This window comes from Ensifer sp. Root558 (genome assembly GCF_001427045.1).
Taxonomy (GTDB): Bacteria; Pseudomonadota; Alphaproteobacteria; order Rhizobiales; family Rhizobiaceae; genus Ensifer; species Ensifer adhaerens.
This window is the reverse complement of the sequence record NZ_LMGC01000001.1, coordinates 409670-425930: the sequence shown is the minus strand read 5'-3', so window position 1 is coordinate 425930 and position 16261 is coordinate 409670. Positions and strand designations below refer to the sequence as shown.

The 16261-nt window shown below is 64.0% G+C and carries 15 protein-coding genes; 5 read left to right on the top strand and 10 right to left on the bottom strand.

Translation table 11 applies throughout. The features are described 5' to 3' along the window. Positions 1–245: 245 nt before the first annotated feature. Positions 246–1259 carry an aldo/keto reductase gene (locus ASD63_RS02135; protein WP_034793226.1) on the top strand — a complete coding sequence of 338 codons (1014 nt, stop codon included), beginning with the start codon at positions 246–248 and terminating at the stop codon, positions 1257–1259. Between the two features lie 171 nt (positions 1260–1430). Here ASD63_RS02135 and ASD63_RS02130 read toward each other — a convergent pair whose 3' ends face one another. The 4 genes from ASD63_RS02130 to ASD63_RS02115 form a co-directional block, all read right to left on the bottom strand. Then, on the bottom strand, positions 1431–2372 hold the full coding sequence (locus ASD63_RS02130; protein WP_034793224.1) for an efflux RND transporter periplasmic adaptor subunit: 942 nt from the start codon (positions 2370–2372) through the stop codon (positions 1431–1433). Further along, a complete protein-coding gene (locus ASD63_RS02125) occupies positions 2369–2656 on the bottom strand; it encodes a DUF3302 domain-containing protein (RefSeq protein ID WP_051659270.1) in 288 nt (95 codons plus the stop codon). Before ASD63_RS02125 ends, ASD63_RS02130 begins: the two co-directional genes overlap by 4 nt. 138 nt (positions 2657–2794) lie before the next feature. Then, a complete protein-coding gene (locus tag ASD63_RS02120; RefSeq protein WP_034793222.1) occupies positions 2795–4297 on the bottom strand; it encodes a M81 family metallopeptidase in 1503 nt (500 codons plus the stop codon). 292 nt (positions 4298–4589) lie between these two features. Next, a complete protein-coding gene (locus ASD63_RS02115) occupies positions 4590–5378 on the bottom strand; it encodes a transporter substrate-binding domain-containing protein (RefSeq protein ID WP_034793219.1) in 789 nt (262 codons plus the stop codon). A gap of 243 nt (positions 5379–5621) precedes the next feature. Between ASD63_RS02115 and ASD63_RS02110 the strand changes: the two genes are divergently transcribed. Beyond that, the gene (locus ASD63_RS02110) at positions 5622–6533 is read left to right on the top strand and encodes a LysR substrate-binding domain-containing protein (protein ID WP_051659269.1); all 912 of its coding nucleotides are present in this window, start codon (positions 5622–5624) and stop codon (positions 6531–6533) included. A gap of 85 nt (positions 6534–6618) precedes the next feature. On the opposite strand, the gene ASD63_RS02105 is transcribed toward ASD63_RS02110, so the two are convergent. Continuing rightward, positions 6619–7521, bottom strand: coding sequence for an aldo/keto reductase (locus ASD63_RS02105; RefSeq protein WP_244497209.1), 903 nt, complete (start codon positions 7519–7521; stop codon positions 6619–6621). A gap of 152 nt (positions 7522–7673) precedes the next feature. On the opposite strand from ASD63_RS02105, the gene ASD63_RS02100 reads away from it, so the two are divergent. Next, positions 7674–8069 carry a MerR family transcriptional regulator gene (locus tag ASD63_RS02100; RefSeq protein ID WP_060528767.1) on the top strand — a complete coding sequence of 132 codons (396 nt, stop codon included), beginning with the start codon at positions 7674–7676 and terminating at the stop codon, positions 8067–8069. Here ASD63_RS02100 and ASD63_RS02095 read toward each other — a convergent pair. The 3 genes from ASD63_RS02095 to ASD63_RS02085 form a co-directional block, all read right to left on the bottom strand. Beyond that, positions 8017–9087 carry an NAD-dependent epimerase/dehydratase family protein gene (locus ASD63_RS02095; RefSeq protein WP_051659268.1) on the bottom strand — a complete coding sequence of 357 codons (1071 nt, stop codon included), beginning with the start codon at positions 9085–9087 and terminating at the stop codon, positions 8017–8019. The genes ASD63_RS02100 and ASD63_RS02095 overlap by 53 nt on opposite strands. A gap of 27 nt (positions 9088–9114) precedes the next feature. Then, entirely contained in the window at positions 9115–9693 is a 579-nt protein-coding gene (locus ASD63_RS02090; protein ID WP_034793213.1) for a TetR/AcrR family transcriptional regulator, read from the bottom strand. Positions 9694–10193: 500 nt separating this feature from the next. Continuing rightward, positions 10194–12152, bottom strand: coding sequence for an elongation factor G (locus ASD63_RS02085; protein ID WP_034793211.1), 1959 nt, complete (start codon positions 12150–12152; stop codon positions 10194–10196). A 354-nt stretch (positions 12153–12506) separates the two neighbouring features. On the opposite strand from ASD63_RS02085, the gene ASD63_RS02075 reads away from it, so the two are divergent. Further along, on the top strand, positions 12507–13187 hold the full coding sequence (locus ASD63_RS02075) for a glutathione S-transferase family protein (RefSeq protein WP_034793207.1): 681 nt from the start codon (positions 12507–12509) through the stop codon (positions 13185–13187). Between the two features lie 82 nt (positions 13188–13269). Here the strand turns inward: ASD63_RS02075 and ASD63_RS02070 are convergent, their stop codons facing one another. Both ASD63_RS02070 and ASD63_RS02065 read right to left on the bottom strand, forming a co-directional pair. Beyond that, the gene (locus ASD63_RS02070) at positions 13270–13515 is read right to left on the bottom strand and encodes a hypothetical protein (RefSeq protein ID WP_034793196.1); all 246 of its coding nucleotides are present in this window, start codon (positions 13513–13515) and stop codon (positions 13270–13272) included. Between the two features lie 468 nt (positions 13516–13983). Next, a complete protein-coding gene (locus ASD63_RS02065) occupies positions 13984–14961 on the bottom strand; it encodes a transporter (RefSeq protein WP_034793194.1) in 978 nt (325 codons plus the stop codon). Positions 14962–15199: 238 nt separating this feature from the next. Between ASD63_RS02065 and ASD63_RS02060 the strand changes: the two genes are divergently transcribed. Then, complete coding sequence (locus tag ASD63_RS02060) at positions 15200–16249, top strand: aldo/keto reductase (protein ID WP_034793721.1); 1050 nt, start codon at positions 15200–15202, stop codon at positions 16247–16249. The last annotated feature ends 12 nt before the right edge of the window (positions 16250–16261 follow it).

Sequence of the window (16261 nt, the reverse complement as noted above, 5' to 3'; positions counted from 1 at the left end):
CCAGACCCGAGACGCGAGAAGTTTACGACCGGTGTTCTCCATCCGATCCGTCGCAGACGGTCTGCCCGATGGCTTCCCCGGAACACTTAACCAGTTATCCGGCTCCGAACATCGCATCTGTGAATTCGTTTCCCATATCCTGCGAAGCGTACCCCGCTACCGGGACTCCGCTCGCTGACCTATTTTTCCAAACAACGGCGATGCACCGCATCACCTGCCCCATCGATCAGCAAAGGACAGGACACATGACACTCAAGGATATTCTGCCCGGCAAGCTCGGTTTCGGCGCAGCCCCGCTCGGCAACATGTTCCGCGAAATCCCCGAAAAGGAAGCGCTTGCCACCGTCGAGGCCGCCTGGAACGACGGCATCCGCTATTTCGACAACGCCCCGTTCTACGGCGCCGGCCTTGCCGAGATCCGCATGGGCGAAGCGCTCGGCGGTCGCCCGCGTGACGAATACGTCATCAGCACCAAGGTCGGCCGGGTCATCCTCGACGAGATCGAGGACGTCAGCGCCCGCGACCTTGGGGAAAAGGGCGACGTCTTCCGCTATGGCCGCCCCAACAAGATCGTCAACGACTACTCCCATGACGCCACCCTGCGGTCGATCGAGGACAGCCTCAAGCGCCTGAAGACCGACCGGATCGAGATCGCCTTCGTTCACGACGTTGCCCAGGATTTCTACGGCGACGAATGGCTCGACGTTTTCGAGACGGCGCGCAAGGGCGCCTTCAGGGCGCTCGACCGGCTGCGCGACGAAGGCGTGATCAAGGCCTGGGGGCTCGGCGTCAACCGGGTGGAGCCGATCGAATTGCTGCTCGCGCTCGAGGGTCCGCGTCCCGATGGCTTCCTGCTTGCCGGCCGCTATACCCTGCTTGACCATGATCGCGCACTCCAGCGCGTCATGCCCGAGGTCACCAAGCGCGGCCTCGGCATCGTCGTCGGCGGCCCCTATAGCTCCGGCGCGCTCGTCGGTGGCCCGAACTTCGAGTATGCCCCGGCCACGCCGGCAATTCTCGACAAGGTCGCGCGTATCAAGTCGATCGCCGACCGTCACGGCATCTCGATGAAGGCGGCCGGCCTGCAGTTCTCGCTCGCCAACCCCGCAGTTGCCGCCGTCATCCCCGGCGCCAGCCAGCCGAGCCGCATCGCCGAAGACCGCGCCGCCCTGAACGAAGCCGTGCCGGCCGACTTCTGGCGGGACTTGAGGGCAGCCGGTCTCGTCAACCCGGAGGCGCCGCTACCGATTGCCGGTTAAGCAATTCCAGGAAAAGTGTGAAACGGTTTTCCGCCAGGAATTGCGACATTTGGCCAAGAAATTCCAGGAAAAGCGCGCAGCAATTTTCCGTCCGGAATTGCGAGAAACCGTCCTATCCTCGCCCGTCTTCCAGCGGGCGGGGCAGCCGGTGACACCCCGCCGCGCAGCCGATCAGAACGGATTGACGTAGTTGGTGATCGCGATCTGGCGCAAAAGCACCCGGCGGATCACATGCGCCGCCCTCACCCGGTCGGTGAAGATGGCCGCGTCCCCCGTGGCGCCGGCTGGCAGCCGTGCGGCGAAAGCCTGGTCGTCGAGTTTCACCCGCACGATGAAGGGCGCGGCGGAGACTGCCTCCGGGGTCACCGCCGTGCCGGACACGCGGGCTTGCCCGGAGGCGATCGCCTGCAGCACGCCCTCGACCTCACCGGTATAGGTCTCACCGGGCGCAAACTTGAAGGTCGCCTCCACCATCTGGCCGGGCTCTATGTAGCGCGCATCGATCTGGTTGATCTCGACCCCGATGATCGTCTCGGAGGTGTCGATAAAGGCCATGGCCGGCGACAGCGGCAGCGTCGTCACGCGCGCGCCCTTGCGCAGCGCAAGGTTGGTCACGTAGCCATCGGCAGGCGCCCGCACCGTCGTCTTGCCGAGTTCCCACTCGGCATTGCTGATCTGGGCTCTCAGATTGTCGACGTCCGCCTGGCGTTGCTGCACGTCGAATTCGGTTGCGGCATCGCGCGACTGCAGCTTCGTCATCTGCGCAAGCCGCAGCTCCTGCAGCGAAAGCTGCGCCTGCAACGCGTCTACCTTCGCCTGGTAGGGCACGGGGTCGATGCGGAAGAGCACGTCGCCGGCTTTCAGGGGGCTGTTGGAGGCGACCGGCACCTCCGTGACCTCGCCGGCGACATCGGGCACGATCGCCACCGAATTGCGCACCACCAGCGCCTTGCCCTGCGGCGCGCCCCAGTTCATCGGGATGAACAGACCGACGAGAAGCAGCAGGAACACGATCGCCGGCGAAATCTTCCAGAACAGGTTGAAAGGCACGATCCTGAATTTCACCAGGCAGAAGAGAATCGCCAGATAGACATTGAAGAGAAAGACGATCATGGCTGGCCCGCCTCGCTCGGATGAACCTCGCCCGCAGCGGTCGCCGCCGGATGCGCGCCGCTCGGGCGCGGCACGTCGACATAGGCCCAGACGAGCGCGATCGGCCACAGCGCGAAGCCGAGGAACAGCGTCACCCAGCCCGCGACATTGACCGCCTCGCTCCAGGGATGATTGCGCCTTTTTGCGATCGACCCCGGCAGCATGGCGAGAAAGATCAGCACGGCGACCGTGCTCACCACGAGCACGATCAGCACGATCCAGGCGAAGAGATCGATAAAACTCATGAAGTTGCGCTCCCCTTCACGACGGGGACGCTAGACCCAAAGCCGGGCGCTGCGGAAGTACGTAACGGTTACCGCGCCATACGGCTGCCCCTTTAGAGGGCGCAGGCATGAACCTTGGCCCGCGAACGGCAGCCCGCCTCAGCCGAGTTCGCCGTGATCCAGCGGATAGACCGGCCGCCGCACCCGCTGGAACTTGCGCGCGCCGATATTGGCACTACTGAGGCCCGTGCCGTCGATCTCGACGATCTCGGACGCGATCGGACCGAAGGCGGCGCGGAAATGCTGCTGCGACTTGACGACGACGATCTGATAGTCGGACGGCTCGATGCCGACGGCGCGGAAGAGGTTGCGATCGAGCATCTGCTGACGTTCGCTGCAGATGAGGATGTCGATGCCTTCGACATGAAAGCGCACGCTCGGCCCCATCGTCGCCGGCAGCCCTTGAAACATCGGCCCCTCGAAGACGATCCTGCCGTCCGAAATCGCCTCCACCCTGCCCTTGATCGTGATCGGCCCGCCGCCGACTTCAGGGTCGATCTTGCAGCCGAGCGTAACCTCGCGTGTCGCACCGATGCCGGCAGCGATCAACTCGGCCACGACTTCCGGATCGCAGAGCGCGCCGAAAGCCGCGTTTCGGACGCCGGTATCGAGCAGCCTGGCGAGCACGCAGGTGGAATCGCTGTAGGCACCGCAGCCGGGATTGTCGGAGAAGTCGGCAATGACCAACGGCCCGGCCCCATCTTTCGCAAGATGCGCCGCGACGATGCCGGGCAGCGCGTCGAGCGGCAGCTGCACATCCTGGTGCTCGCGCCGGTCCCAGATCTCGCGGCAGAGACGCTCGGCCTCGGCTTCCGCGTCTTCGGCCGCCACCCGGTTGCGGTCGTAGCAGATGACCGCCGATGGGCCGGTGTTGAAGATATCGGCATCGTAGAAGCCGGCATTGATCGAGGTCGCCAGCATGCCGTCGCGCGCCGCGATCCCGTCGGCAATTTCGAGCAGCTCGGTCATGGCGCAGGCATGGGTCGTGCGCCCGTCGTTGCAGCCGTTCAGCATCGGCGGCTGGCGGATGGCGAGCGCCGGCCGGATTTCGCCGCGCATGGCGCGCTCGAGCAGCGCGCCCGCCTTGTGGGCGCATTCGGCCATGTCCACATGCGGATAGGTGCGGAACGAGACGGCAATATCGAGCAGGCCGGCCATTTCGGGCGCCGAATTGGCGTGCAGGTCGAAGGTCGCGGCGATGGGAAGTTCCGAACCGACGATGCCACGCACCACCTCCAGAAGCTGGATCTGTGCATCGTCAGCCGTTTCCGTGCACATAGCCCCATGGAAGACGATAAACACGCCGTCGAGCCTTTCGCCGTCGAGCGCGCTTTGGAGATCCGCGACGAAGCGCTGCCGCATCGCCTCCTCGATCCTGCCGCCGGGTTCGGCCCGCGCCGCCACGGTATAGACCGGCTGCCAGCCGTACGTGTCGCAACAATCGATGAAGCCGCCGATCTCCGAATTGGTGCCGCGGCAATGGGTTTCTATCTCGGCGCCAACGAAATAGTGGCAGGCCTCGAAGTCCCTGAACCCGGTCTTGAGCTTCGAAAACGTGTTGGTTTCCTGGTTGAATTCGAGAACGGCGACCCGGAAGCTCATCCTATGCACTTTCATTTCGCTGACTGGAAAAATCGAGAAGACGGGCGCCGGGGAAAACGCGAAACCCCGACGCCGCGCCTGTTCTCCTGCCGCGCGATGCGTTGAACGCAGGGCGCGACAGGCGAATTCTGGATGGTTGGAGTTGAACCTTGGATCCGCGGCGGCCCCTCTCGGCACCTTTAGAAGAGACGCCCTCACGCATCTTTCGAGGAGTTGCCCCTCACCCTAACCTTCTCCCCGCAGGCGGGGAGACAGTGGCCGGCAGGCCGGATGAGGGGTAGAGCCACAAACCTCAGCGGAAATACTCGCTCGTGGTCTTCGGCTTCGCCATGATGTCGAAATCGAAATACTGCTTGCGGATCTTGTCGTAGGTGCCGTTTTCCATGATCGTCTTGAGGCCGGCATTGAGTTTGGAGAGCAGCGCCTCGTCGCCCTTGCGTACCGCCATGGCGTTGCCCTCGGCCGTGTCGAGCACGAAGCTCTCGCCGACAAAGGCGCAGCAGCCGCTTTCTTCCTTGGCCAGCCACTCGGTAAAGGCCATCTGCCCTTCGAGGATCAGGTCCAGCCGGCCGTTTTCCATGTCGAGAAACACTTCGCTCATCGTCGGATAGAGCTTCACTTCGCTATCGGGAAAAAACTCCTGCAGCGCCTCGACCGCGACCGAGCCGGACTGCGTGCCGATCACCTTGCCCTTCAGCGCCTCGGGCGAGATGTCCTTGAGGCCGAGATCCTTGCGGGCGACGAAGCGCATGGCGTTGAAATAGTAAGGGGTTGTGAAGTCGACCTGCGTCTTGCGATCCGGATTGATCGCCATCGAGGCGATCATCACGTCGAACTTCTTGGCCTGCAGGGCCGGGATGATGCCCGCCCACTCATTGGTGCTCCAGACACAGTCTACCTTGATTTCGGCGCAGACCGCCTGGCCGATATCGTAGTCGAAGCCTTTGATTTCGCCGGCTGCGGTCACATAGTTGAATGGCGCGTAATCGCCCTCGGTGCCGATCGCCAGCGTCTCGGCATTGGCGGTGCCGGCCGCAAACAGCGCGGCGATGACCGATGCGGTCATGAACTTCTTTTTCATCTCGTTCCCTCTGTCCTTCCTGTCGGCCACCCACGAAGTTCCGGTCGCAAGCGTGACCATTGGCCTGACCAAAGGAGCAACTTGCTTGAAACTATCTGGATTTTCGGCCGATTTCAGTTTTCGTTTTGCTTTATTATGCTTCGACAATGCGGGAGGTCTCCAGCCTTCGCAATGTGAAAGAAATCATTCCAGCTATCGAAAAAATTCATGTAGGCTGCAACCGATCCAGACCCGGAGCAACGGATGCGTGACCTGCCGAGCCTCAAATCCTTGCGCGCCTTCGAGGCGGCCGCGCGCAACGGCAGCCTGACGGCCGCCGCCGACGAGCTCTGCATCGGCCAGGGTGCGATCAGCCACCAGATCCGGAATCTGGAACTCAATCTCGGCCTTCGGGTCTTCGTCAGAAAACAGCACGGTGTCGAACTGACGCCGGAGGGCGGGCTGCTCTACGCCTCCTGCCAGCGCGCCTTCGACGATCTCGAAGGCGTGGTCCAGCACATCCGCCCACGCACGAGCGACAAGATCCTGCGCGTCCGGGTCGGCCCGTTCTTTTCGATGAAAGTGATCGCGCCGCGCATCTCCGAGTTTCTCGCCGCCAATCCCGGCGTGCAGATCCACCTCTCCCACCTCGAAACGATCACCGCCGGCACCGGCCCGGCCGACGTCACCATCGCCTATTGCCTGCAGCCGCCACCCGGACGCTTCACCCGCAAGCTCTTGCGCGAGCGCCTGGTTCCCGTCTGCGGCCGCGACCTCTGGCAGGGCGACAGGCAGGCACTGCTTTCCGGCAACCGGCTGCACTATCGCGGCCTTCAGGAGTGGCAAAGCTGGATCGCCTCCTCCGGCCTCGCCCTTCCGCGCAGCCGCCAGGACCTGATCTTCGACGACCAGCACATCATTCTCGAAGCGGTGAGAGAAGGCCAGGGCGTGGCGTTGATCGACCGCACCATGGTCGAACACGAACTCAAATCCGGTCAGATTCGCCTGGCCCACGACCATTTCTACGAGCCGCCCGAAACCTACCAGTTCGTCTGCCAGGAAGACCTCCTGCGCACCAAGCCGGTAACAAAGGCCTTTCTCAACTGGCTGATCGCCGAGATCGAGGAGCGCGAGCGGCAGAGCGCAGAGGCAGTGCAAACATCTGGCACAAGCTAGCCGTCGGCGGCCGGCGAGCGTCCCTCCTCCCCACCCAACACAAGAACCGGCCGCCGCACGCCCGTCGCGCACGGCGGTCGCACCCTTAGACGGCAGCTCCTTGCACAGCCCCGGCGAGCGGATCGAGCATGGCCGTTACATCATCGGGGAGGATGATGGACGCCGCCGCGACGTTCTCCTCAAGGCGGCTGCGCCTGCGTGTTCCGGGGATTGGCACCACCTTCGCATTCAACTTGCGGCCCTGCATGTGCAGCCAGGCTAGTGCCAGCTGGGCCGAGGTAATGCCGAGGCCACGCGCGGCTTCCTCGACCTTTGCCACCACCTGCATGTTCGCCTGGTGGTGCTGCGATGCAAAGCGCGGGAAATTCCTGCGTGCATCTCCCTCCGTCAGGGATTGGGCAAAGGCCTGGCCGGTCAGCATGCCACGTCCGAGCGGAGAGTAAGGCACGAGCGTCACGCCGAGTTCGAATGCAGCGGGAACGACATCTTCCTCGATCTCACGCGTGAAAACAGACCATTCCGACTGCAGCGCTGCAATCGGATGGATGGCATGCGCGGCCCGCAGCTCCGCCGCGGTCACCGCCGAGAGGCCGAGCCAACGGACCTTTCCGGCCGCGACCAAATCGGCCATCGCGCCAATGGATTCTTCGAGTGGTACGGCATCAGTGCGGCGATGCATGTAATACAGGTCGATGACATCGACACCCAGGCGCTTCAGCGAGCGGTCAGCGGCAGCACGAAGGAACTCGGGCCGGTTGTCTATGCTCCAGTCCTCTGGGCTTTGCGGCGTGCGCGCATAGCCGAACTTGGTGGCGATCAGGACCGCTTCACGATGCGTCCTGACGAAGGACGCAAGAAAGGCCTCGTTGGCGCCGATACCGTACATGTCCGCCGTGTCGAACAGGGTGACGCCGAGTTCGAGCGCCCGTTCCAGAGTGGCGCGAGATTCGGCCTCGTCCGTCGTGCCGTAGAACTCGCTCATGCCCATGCAGCCGAGGCCCTGGGCTCCGATCGGCGGGCCATCCGAGCCGAGTTGGACGCGGTGTAGAATCTTTTCCTTGCTTGTCATCATGGGTCTCCAATTCCAGACAAGCAGCTCTTATAAGTATTGACCATACTCTATGGTCAAGGGTTTGCTGCATGCTGATTTCGGAATTTGCGAAGGCCACGGAACTGCCGGTCGATACGATCCGCTTTTACATTTCCAAGGGGCTGCTGAAGCCGGAGCGCAGCGCCAAGGGCGGCTCTAATCCCTATCAGCTGTTCAGCCAGGAAGACGTTACCGCCGCGCGGATGATCCGGCTGCAACAGACGCTGGGTTACTCGCTGCGGGAGATTCAGGCCCTCAATGACGCCTATCGCGCCGGCGAAAATTCGCCCGCACGAACGGTCGAGATCCTGCAAACGCAGATCGCGCGACTAGAAGAGCGGAAGGCCGCGCTGGACGCGGCTCTCTCGTTCCTGCGCGGCAAGGTGGACTGGATCAAGGCAGGCAAGCCGGACACGGCGCCGCAACTGGAGGACTACCGGTGCTGACGGTCCGAAGCTCGTCCAGCCCCTGCTCCCGCGAGATGACAGGAACATAGCCCAGCGCCAGCTTTGCCTTGCCGATATCAAGCGAGATCTCGACGGCCGACGTCGCATAGGCCTGTGATGTCAGCGGAACGCTGATCCTCCCCCTGGAGAGGGCAGCGAGCACATCGCCGCCCCAGGCAACGGCTCTGACGACGGCGCGGGGAACGGATTTTTCCGGCGGGACGATCCCTTGCGTTTCCAGAAGCTGCGAGACGAACGTCCTGAACGGCACGGCATCGCCATCGGTGATGAAATAGACCTCCCCGCCCCGCCCGTTTGCAAGCGCAAGCGCCACGGCCTGGCACAGGTTGGCGATATGCGTGGTCGAGGTCAGGTAGGTGCCTCCCGCGATCCAAGCGAGCTTGCCGGAGCGGGCAGCCTCGACCAGTGCCGGCAACGCCGTGGTATCGTCACGCCCCCAGACGAAGCGCGGCCGAAGGGCAACGACCGGGAAAGCCGGACTGCTGGCCGCAAGGGCTACACGCTCGGCCGCCGCCTTGCTGCGCGAATAGCTGCCGGCCGGGCGGCGCGGAAACGGCGCCGTCTCGTCCACCTGCACCAGCGGGTGCCCATCGGCAAGCACGGATTCGGTGCTGATATGGATCGCCTTGCGGATACCGGCGGCGCGGGCCGCCTCCATGACGATCCGTGTGCCATCCTCGTTCACCCGGCGCTGCTGCGGCGTGCCTGGTCCATGATCGGTATCGGCCGCCGCATGGACAAGCGCGTCGCAGCCCGCCATTCCCGCGGCGATGTCTGGACTGAGCAGGTCGCCCATAAAGGCCGTCGCACCGAGTTGGCGGACGCGGTCGGCCGCCTTCTGGCTGCGCGCCAGAGCGACAACAGAAACGCCCGTCGTGACGAAATGGCGGATGAGGTTGCGGCCGACATAGCCGCTGCCACCGGTGATGAAGATGCGCCGGAACGGGGCGCGTTCGCCCGTGGCCACGGCGGATGTGGCATCGCATGCTTGGTTCATTTCACTGCACCTATGAGGTTTGGACGCTTAGCGCTCGTCCGGAAGATCGGCTGCCTGCGGGGTTGCAGTCACGAGCCAGTTGATTTCGCGCAGCACCTCGTCGCGGTCCGCACGCGCAAAATGGTGAAAGTCGAGATATTCGAGGAACTTGAGACCCTCGAGCGCGAGATAGGCAAGCAACGCCCCGCGCGGCGACTGGGAGTTCTGAAGAATTCTCGCGATCGTCGTATCCTGGCTTGCCTGCATCTTCCGGCGCAAACCGGCATCGAGCGTAAGCGCCGCGCTGAGGTTCAGTGCCACCGCCCGGAATTCCTCGGGCGGCGGTTCGGCCGCAGCAACGATGCGCCCCCTGACCGCTCGATCCTGAATGTCTCCGATCTTCTGCTCGACCTGCGCATGGTGTGCGTTGTCGCGCTCAAACGCCCGGTCGACGACGGCCTCGATCAGCGCCTGCTTGGACTTATAGTCATAAAGCACACTCGCCTTGCTGACGCCGGCTTCCCTGGCGACGGCATCGACAGTCAGGTTGGCAGCGCCATCACGACCGACGACCCGTTCGGCGGCATCCAGCACCTGCTGTTGATCAATTGCGCGTTTCCGGCCCATGGCTCCATCCGATTTATTTCCGACCAGATGGTTATAAATAATTTATCGGCGCCTTTGTCAAGCGCGTCGGATCCCTCAGAAAGCTGGATCGCCTCCTCCGGCCCCACCCCATGCGCGCAGCGCCACGACCTGATCTTCGATGACCAGCACACCATTCTGAAGTAGTGAAAACGCAGCCGAACCCAAGACCGATCAGCGGTTGCTCGCGGACTACCGCGCCGATCCGCCTTTACACGAAGTTGAGAGAGCGTGATGTCGGAGACTGCATCCGCAGAACGGCGATGCCGGGTTACGGCCTTGAAAACAACCTCACGGAAGGCGACCCGCGCACTTGACCTTGCCCGTCGGCGGTCCGGGCAATCGGCGAGACCTATCGATACGACAAATACGCTCCGTGATTGCGCGGCAATGAATTCGCCACCGAAGAGACGTTGATGCGCGACTAAAATTGCTCGGCGCGGTCATGGTGTATCGCGCCAAGCCGCTGCTCTCATAGACGATCACCCCGCCTGCTGCGTCCCATGCGCGTGGATTACCGCATCCGCCTCCTTGCCGTAGAGCTCCTCGAAATGGTCGAAGCTCTTGGAGAAGTAACCGATGCCTTGCGTCGCGGCCCTTAGTGTCCGGGCGAGATCGTCGAGCGCCGATCCCGGCACCAGGGCGCGAAAGATGTCCCAGCCCTTGGCCGTCTCGTCACGGTCGAAGCCGAGCACCTGGCCCTTGTAGGTGGAGACGATCGGCACCAGGCTGCCGGAATAGATCGAGGGGATGTGGATCTCGACGCGGATGACCGGCTGCATCAGAACGGCCGAGGCCTGCGACAGCGCCTGGCGCACGCCCATCTTGGCGGCCGCGCGGAAGGCGAAGTCGTTGCTGTCGACCGCATGGTGCTGACCGTCCGTCAGGGTCACGCCGACATCGATCACCTGAAAGCCGAGCGGCCCCTTCTCCATCGCTTCGCGCGCGCCGGCCTCGATCGCCGGGATGAAGTTGCGCGGCACCGCCCCGCCCTTCACTGTCTCGGCGAAAGAGAAGCCGGCGCCGCGCTCGTTCGGGTGCACGCTGAGCTTGACGTCGGCGAACTGCCCGGCACCGCCCGTCTGCTTGCGGTGGCGGTAGTGCACGTCGGAGGGTTTCAGCACGGTCTCGCGATAGGTCGGGCTCGGCGGCCTGTCGGTGACGCCGACATGGAAGACGTCGGCGAGCGTCTTGCAGAGGTCGCGCAGGTGCATCGGTCCCTGCACGCAGACGAGCTGCGCGCCGCTGCCTTCTTCCTGCATGACCGCGAGTGCGCGGTCGGTCTCGGCGAGCTTGGCAAGCGTGCCCGAGAGCTTGGTCTCGTCGCGCTCGCTGTCGGGCACCAATATGCGCACCAGCATCGGCGTCGGCGGCAGCGTCCAGTCCGGCGCCTCGGCGGTGCTGCTGGCGGCGAGCAGCGCCGGCACTGGCAGATGGTCGGCCTTGACAGCGGCAAAGATCGCGCCCGCCTCCGGCGTGGCATTCGGCAGCGGCTTGCCGGTCGCCGGGTCCTGCAGCGAGCCGAGGCTGCCGCCGCCGAGTGTCGCGCCCTGCTTGATACCGGATGTCAGCGCCCTGACCAGCACGGTCTTGCCGACATTCGCCTTGTGATAGGCGTGGAAGCTGACGGCCGAAAGCGCCGTCTCGGCGATCGGTCCGGCCTCAGCCAGTCTCTTTCGAAGCGCGTCGACCTGAGGCGCCTCGTGGCGCAGCGCCTTCATCAGCCGCAGAATGCCGTTGGCGTGGCTTGCAGCGCCCACCAGCACCGGGATGATGCGGTTTTCCTTCAAGAGCCGCGTGGAGATCGCATAGATCGTGTCGTTGGCCGGCGCCCGGTCCTCGATCAGCTCTTCGAGCAGCCAGTCGTCGAATTCCGAGAAATGCTCGAGTAGCTCGGCCCGCGCCTCCTTTTCCCGATCCATCACCGTGTCGGGGATTTCGATCAGCGCCGAGGTCTGTCCCTCGCGGTAGCGCCAGGCGCGCTCGGAGATCAGGTCGCAGGTGCCGACGATCTTGTCGCCTTCGCGGATCGGCACCTGGCGCAGGAGCAGCATGTGGCCGGAATAGTCCTGAAGCGCGGCGATCACGTCGCGCAGCCGCCCCTGCGGCTCGTCCATGCGGTTGATGAAGAGAATGCAGGGCGTGCCCGACGCCTCGATCGCCTTCAGATAGGGCGCGGCCAGCACCGCCTCCTCCGGCACCGGCGAAACGCAGAGCACGCAGGCGTCGCTGGCGATCAGCGCGTGCTGGGCGTGGCCCAGCGCCTCGGTGCCGCCGGGTGCGTCGAGCGCGCACCAGGCTTCGCCGCCAAATTCGAATTCCGTGAGGTTCAATCCGTAGGGTGAAGCAGCTTTTCTGGAGGCCCCCTCCAGACCGGCCAGCTTGTCTGCCAGCATGGTCTTTCCGGTCTGCGAGGGCCCAAGTACCGTGAAGCAGCGCATCGGCAATCCTCCCCTGTCGCGATGACGACGGGCGCCGAGCGTTGCGACGCCCTTGTTCTATTAATTCTAGGGCAGCTTTTGCGCTTTCAATGGTAGCCGGGCACGATGGCGGCAAGTCTTTACGCGTGCGCGTCCTTTTCCGGCGCTAACCGCTTGGAATCGATCAGCATGGCGTCCCCAAAAAAAGCGGCGCTTATCCGGCGCGGCTGCCGCCGTTCTGCGCCACGGGCCCCGATCTTTTGGCCATGAACCCCGAAAACCGATTGCGAAACAGGACCGGTTTTGCGATAAACGGGCACGTAAAGACCTGACGACCGATCCGCAAGCGTCCCTTCCGCACTGGAGAATACGCGCATGTCCCTTACGCTTTACCAGCATCCACTCGCTTCCTTCTGCCACAAGGTGCTCATCGCGCTTTACGAAAACGAGACCCCGTTCAAAAGCAGCCTGGTCGACCTGCTCGACCCGGAAGAAGCGGCCCGCTTCGCGGCGCTGTGGCCGGTCGGCAAGATGCCGGTCTTGACGGACAGCGCTCGCGACGTGGTGATGCCGGAGACGTCGATCATCATCGAATATCTCGACCGCCATTATCCGGGACGCCAGCGGCTGATCCCCGATGACCCCGATATGGCTCTGAAAGCCCGGCTCTGGGATCGCTTCTTCGACAACTACATCCACGTGCCGATGCAGAAGATCGTCACTGACACGCTGCGGGGCCCGGGCGAAAACGACCACCGCGGCGTTGCCGACGCCCGCGCCGCGCTTGGCTTGGCCTATGGCATGGCCGACGCGCACTTCGCCACGCATGAATTTGCCGCGGGCGATACGTTCAGCCTTGCCGATTGCGCCGCCACCCCGGCTCTCTTTTATGGCGGCATCGTCGAGCCCTTCGATGAGACCCATCCGCATCTTGCGGTCTATTTCGAACGGCTGCTCGAACGCGCGTCCGTCCGCCGGGTGCTCGCCGAGGCCCGTCCGTATTTCCATATGTTCCCCTACCGGAACCTGATGCCGGAGCGGTTCTTCGAGATGTAGAGAATGTCGCGCAAAAGGGCGCAGCGGGTTGCGATAGACAACTCAATCTGAAAATCGCGATGTGCTTCAGGCGCCGCCGGCGTCAATTGTCGGCGCGATGCCGCGTTGAACCACCCTGCTGCTCCAACCACATGGCGTTTTCGAACAGCACCCGCTCGTCGGCAATGCCCCTGCGGAACTGGCCCGTGATGTGGCGGGCCAGCCGGTCGGCACGTTTGCCGTAGCGCGGGATGTCGCACCAGATGCAGACCCGGTCGAAGGTGCGTTGCAGCATATCAAGATCGTCGGGGCCGATCGGGCCGTCCGGTTCGCGTGCAAACTCCTGCATTGAAACCTCCTGGCTGCCAAGGGCCGGCGCGCCGCTATCCGCGTACGCCGCCAACCGCGGGTCGAAACCAATTGTGCCTTTCAGGGCGGACGCTCTTACGAATGCCCGCCGGCTGCGGCGGAAGTGACGCGTGGCACTTGCTTCCGCTCAATCGCCGTTGCACGGACACCCGATCTCGGCGAAGGCCTGGTCGATCCGGTCCATTGCGTGCAGGAGAAGCGCCTGTGGCCTGGCCGTCCGAGACATTCCGCGACCGCCCGTATCGGGACGAAAACGCGAACGATCTTACAGCCGCCGGAGCCGCATCCTGCCCAGCGAAGGCGGCAGTATGCGCCGATCGGGAGATAAAGCAACGTCGCCGCACGCGAACCCTGCCGCGATCGGTCGTTTCCGGACGAAGGTCACGCGTCATCCATGCCTCCGCCGGCCGAAACGGCGCCGGCGGGGCATGCGAGGCTTGGCTCAAGCCTACTTCACCTGGGCCGGCGGCGTGCCGATCGGGAAGGCGATGGTGACGAAACCGGCCGTGCCTTCTGGCCGGTTCTTGGCGCCAAATTCCTGGAAGACCTTGAGCGTCAGCGATACCGGCGTCTCGGCCATCTTGAAATTGTAGCCCATGGTGCCGCCGATCGCGGCAATACGGCCCTTGAACGGGCCGAGCCTTGCGCCGGCGCCACTGTCGCCGGTCACCTGCTGGTAGAAGTAGCCTGCAACGCCGGCGGAGAACTCCTGGCCGAAGTGCTTGGTAACGGCCCATTCCGCGTGGAATTCCGTACCTGTGCGGTAGTCCGTCGCCGGGTTCTCGCCGTTGAAGGTGAAGCCCGCGGCGCCCGAGATGTCGAAGCCCGTTTCCGGATTGAACCAAGTGCCGGCGAGCGTGAAGTCGCCAGCCCAGCGGTTGAACGAGAGATTGGCGAGCTGCCCCTTCTGGTAGTCGCCGATCGGCACGTTGACCGAGGCGTTCGCCGTCCAGTGGAAATCGCCCTCGTGCCAGCCGAGAACCGCGCCCAACACGGGGTCGCCGATAGTGAAGATAGAATCGCTGACCGAGGCCGAGCGACCGGCCCTTGGCGCCGAAAGCGTAGCGTCGATATCCGGCCCCCCGAAGGGCACGATCGCGGTGAAGCCGAGATTGCCGCCGAGCACTTCTTCGGGCATCACCCAGAGGCCGGTGCCGAAGATGCCGATCAGCGTCGCATCGACCTCGCCGACGATCTCGCCACCGAGCGGAAGCTGCTTGTTGCCCTTGAGCTCGCCCACATAGAAGTAGGTGTCGTTCTGGAAATAGGTCCCGGGCGGCGCCAAAAGGCCGGCCATCGGGCCACGTGCGCCGAGCAGATAGAAGCCGGCACCGTTTTCGGCCGCATTCGCCGTCAAGGGCGCCGCAACGCAACACAGGCCCGCAACGGTTGCCGATGCGGACAACAGACGCTTTACAACGCTCATCGAGTGATTCCCCTTAATCTCTCGACGAAACGATAACATTTTGCCGTGTTCAAGCCAGCCCTAAGAAACCGGAGCTGCAACCACCGCAACATCCGATTGCAGAGTGTTGCAGGCCTGCACACTGGGCCCGCGCCGCGGACGCGGCCTCTTTGAGCGCCACTTGACCGCCGCTGTCGCCTTCGGCTTTCATCCGGTGAAGCTTGCGTTCCCGTTCCCCACCAGCAAAGGACCAGAGACCATGGAATACCGGCTGCTCGGCCGTTCCGGCCTGAAAATCTCTGTCATCACCATGGGCACAATGACGATCGGCGGCCGCGGCAAGTTCGCCGAGGTCGGCAATGTCGGGCTGAAGGAGGCGCGCCGCTATGTCGACCTCTGCCTCGATGCCGGCGTCAACCTGATCGACACGGCCGACATCTATTCGACCGGCCATTGCGAGGAGATCATCGGCGAGGTCCTCGGCGGCCAGCGCAAAGGCGGTGTGCTCGTCGCCACCAAGGCGCGCTTTTCGATGGGGCCGGGGCCGAACGACGGCGGGCTCTCGCGCCAGCACCTGATTGCCGCTTGCGAGGCGAGCCTGAAGCGGCTGAACACCGACGTCATAGATCTCTACCAGGTGCATGAATGGGACGGCCTAACACCGCTCGAAGAAACGATGGAGGCGCTCGACAGCCTCGTTCGCAGCGGCAAGGTCCGCTATATCGGCTGCTCCAACTATTCCGGCTGGCACATCATGAAGGCGCTCGGCGTCAGCGCGCTTGGAGGCCGCCAGCGCTTCATCAGCCAGCAAATCCACTACACGCTCGAGGCCCGCGAGGCTGAATACGAGCTGATGCCGATCGCCATCGACCAGGGGCTCGGCGTGCTCGTCTGGAGCCCGCTTGCCGGCGGACTTCTCTCCGGCAAGCACCGGCGAAACGAGACACCGGAAGGCACCCGCCAGCTTGCCGGCTGGAAGGAGCCGCCGATCCGCGACGAGGAGCGGCTCTGGAAGATCGTCGACATGCTCGTTGCCATCGCCGCCGAGCGCGGCGTGTCGCCGGCGCAAGTTGCGCTCGCCTGGCTGATCGGTCGCAGGGGCGTAACTTCCGTCATCATCGGCGGGCGGACCGAGGCGCAGTTCTCAGACAACCTCGCCGCCGCAAATCTGAAGCTCTCCGACGAGGAGCGCGAACTGCTCGACGCCGTCAGCCTACCGCCGGTGATCTACCCCTACTGGCACCAGCTCTGGACCGCCAGGGACAGGCTCGGCGAGGCCGACCTGTCGTTGCTCGGGCCGCATGTCTGACGCACGTGGGAA

Coding starts and splice junctions, on each gene's coding strand:
- ASD63_RS02110 (WP_051659269.1), top strand. CDS start 5,622: ATGCGTGACCTGCCGAGCCTCAAATCCTTGCGCGCCTTCGAGGCGGCC.
- ASD63_RS02090 (WP_034793213.1), bottom strand. CDS start 9,693: ATGGGCCGGAAACGCGCAATTGATCAACAGCAGGTGCTGGATGCCGCC.
- ASD63_RS02070 (WP_034793196.1), bottom strand. CDS start 13,515: ATGCAGGAGTTTGCACGCGAACCGGACGGCCCGATCGGCCCCGACGAT.
- ASD63_RS02075 (WP_034793207.1), top strand. CDS start 12,507: ATGTCCCTTACGCTTTACCAGCATCCACTCGCTTCCTTCTGCCACAAG.
- ASD63_RS02130 (WP_034793224.1), bottom strand. CDS start 2,372: ATGATCGTCTTTCTCTTCAATGTCTATCTGGCGATTCTCTTCTGCCTG.
- ASD63_RS02095 (WP_051659268.1), bottom strand. CDS start 9,087: ATGAACCAAGCATGCGATGCCACATCCGCCGTGGCCACGGGCGAACGC.
- ASD63_RS02120 (WP_034793222.1), bottom strand. CDS start 4,297: ATGAGCTTCCGGGTCGCCGTTCTCGAATTCAACCAGGAAACCAACACG.
- ASD63_RS02125 (WP_051659270.1), bottom strand. CDS start 2,656: ATGAGTTTTATCGATCTCTTCGCCTGGATCGTGCTGATCGTGCTCGTG.
- ASD63_RS02105 (WP_244497209.1), bottom strand. CDS start 7,521: ATGGGCATGAGCGAGTTCTACGGCACGACGGACGAGGCCGAATCTCGC.
- ASD63_RS02060 (WP_034793721.1), top strand. CDS start 15,200: ATGGAATACCGGCTGCTCGGCCGTTCCGGCCTGAAAATCTCTGTCATC.
- ASD63_RS02135 (WP_034793226.1), top strand. CDS start 246: ATGACACTCAAGGATATTCTGCCCGGCAAGCTCGGTTTCGGCGCAGCC.
- ASD63_RS02065 (WP_034793194.1), bottom strand. CDS start 14,961: ATGAGCGTTGTAAAGCGTCTGTTGTCCGCATCGGCAACCGTTGCGGGC.
- ASD63_RS02115 (WP_034793219.1), bottom strand. CDS start 5,378: ATGAAAAAGAAGTTCATGACCGCATCGGTCATCGCCGCGCTGTTTGCG.
- ASD63_RS02085 (WP_034793211.1), bottom strand. CDS start 12,152: ATGCGCTGCTTCACGGTACTTGGGCCCTCGCAGACCGGAAAGACCATG.
- ASD63_RS02100 (WP_060528767.1), top strand. CDS start 7,674: ATGCTGATTTCGGAATTTGCGAAGGCCACGGAACTGCCGGTCGATACG.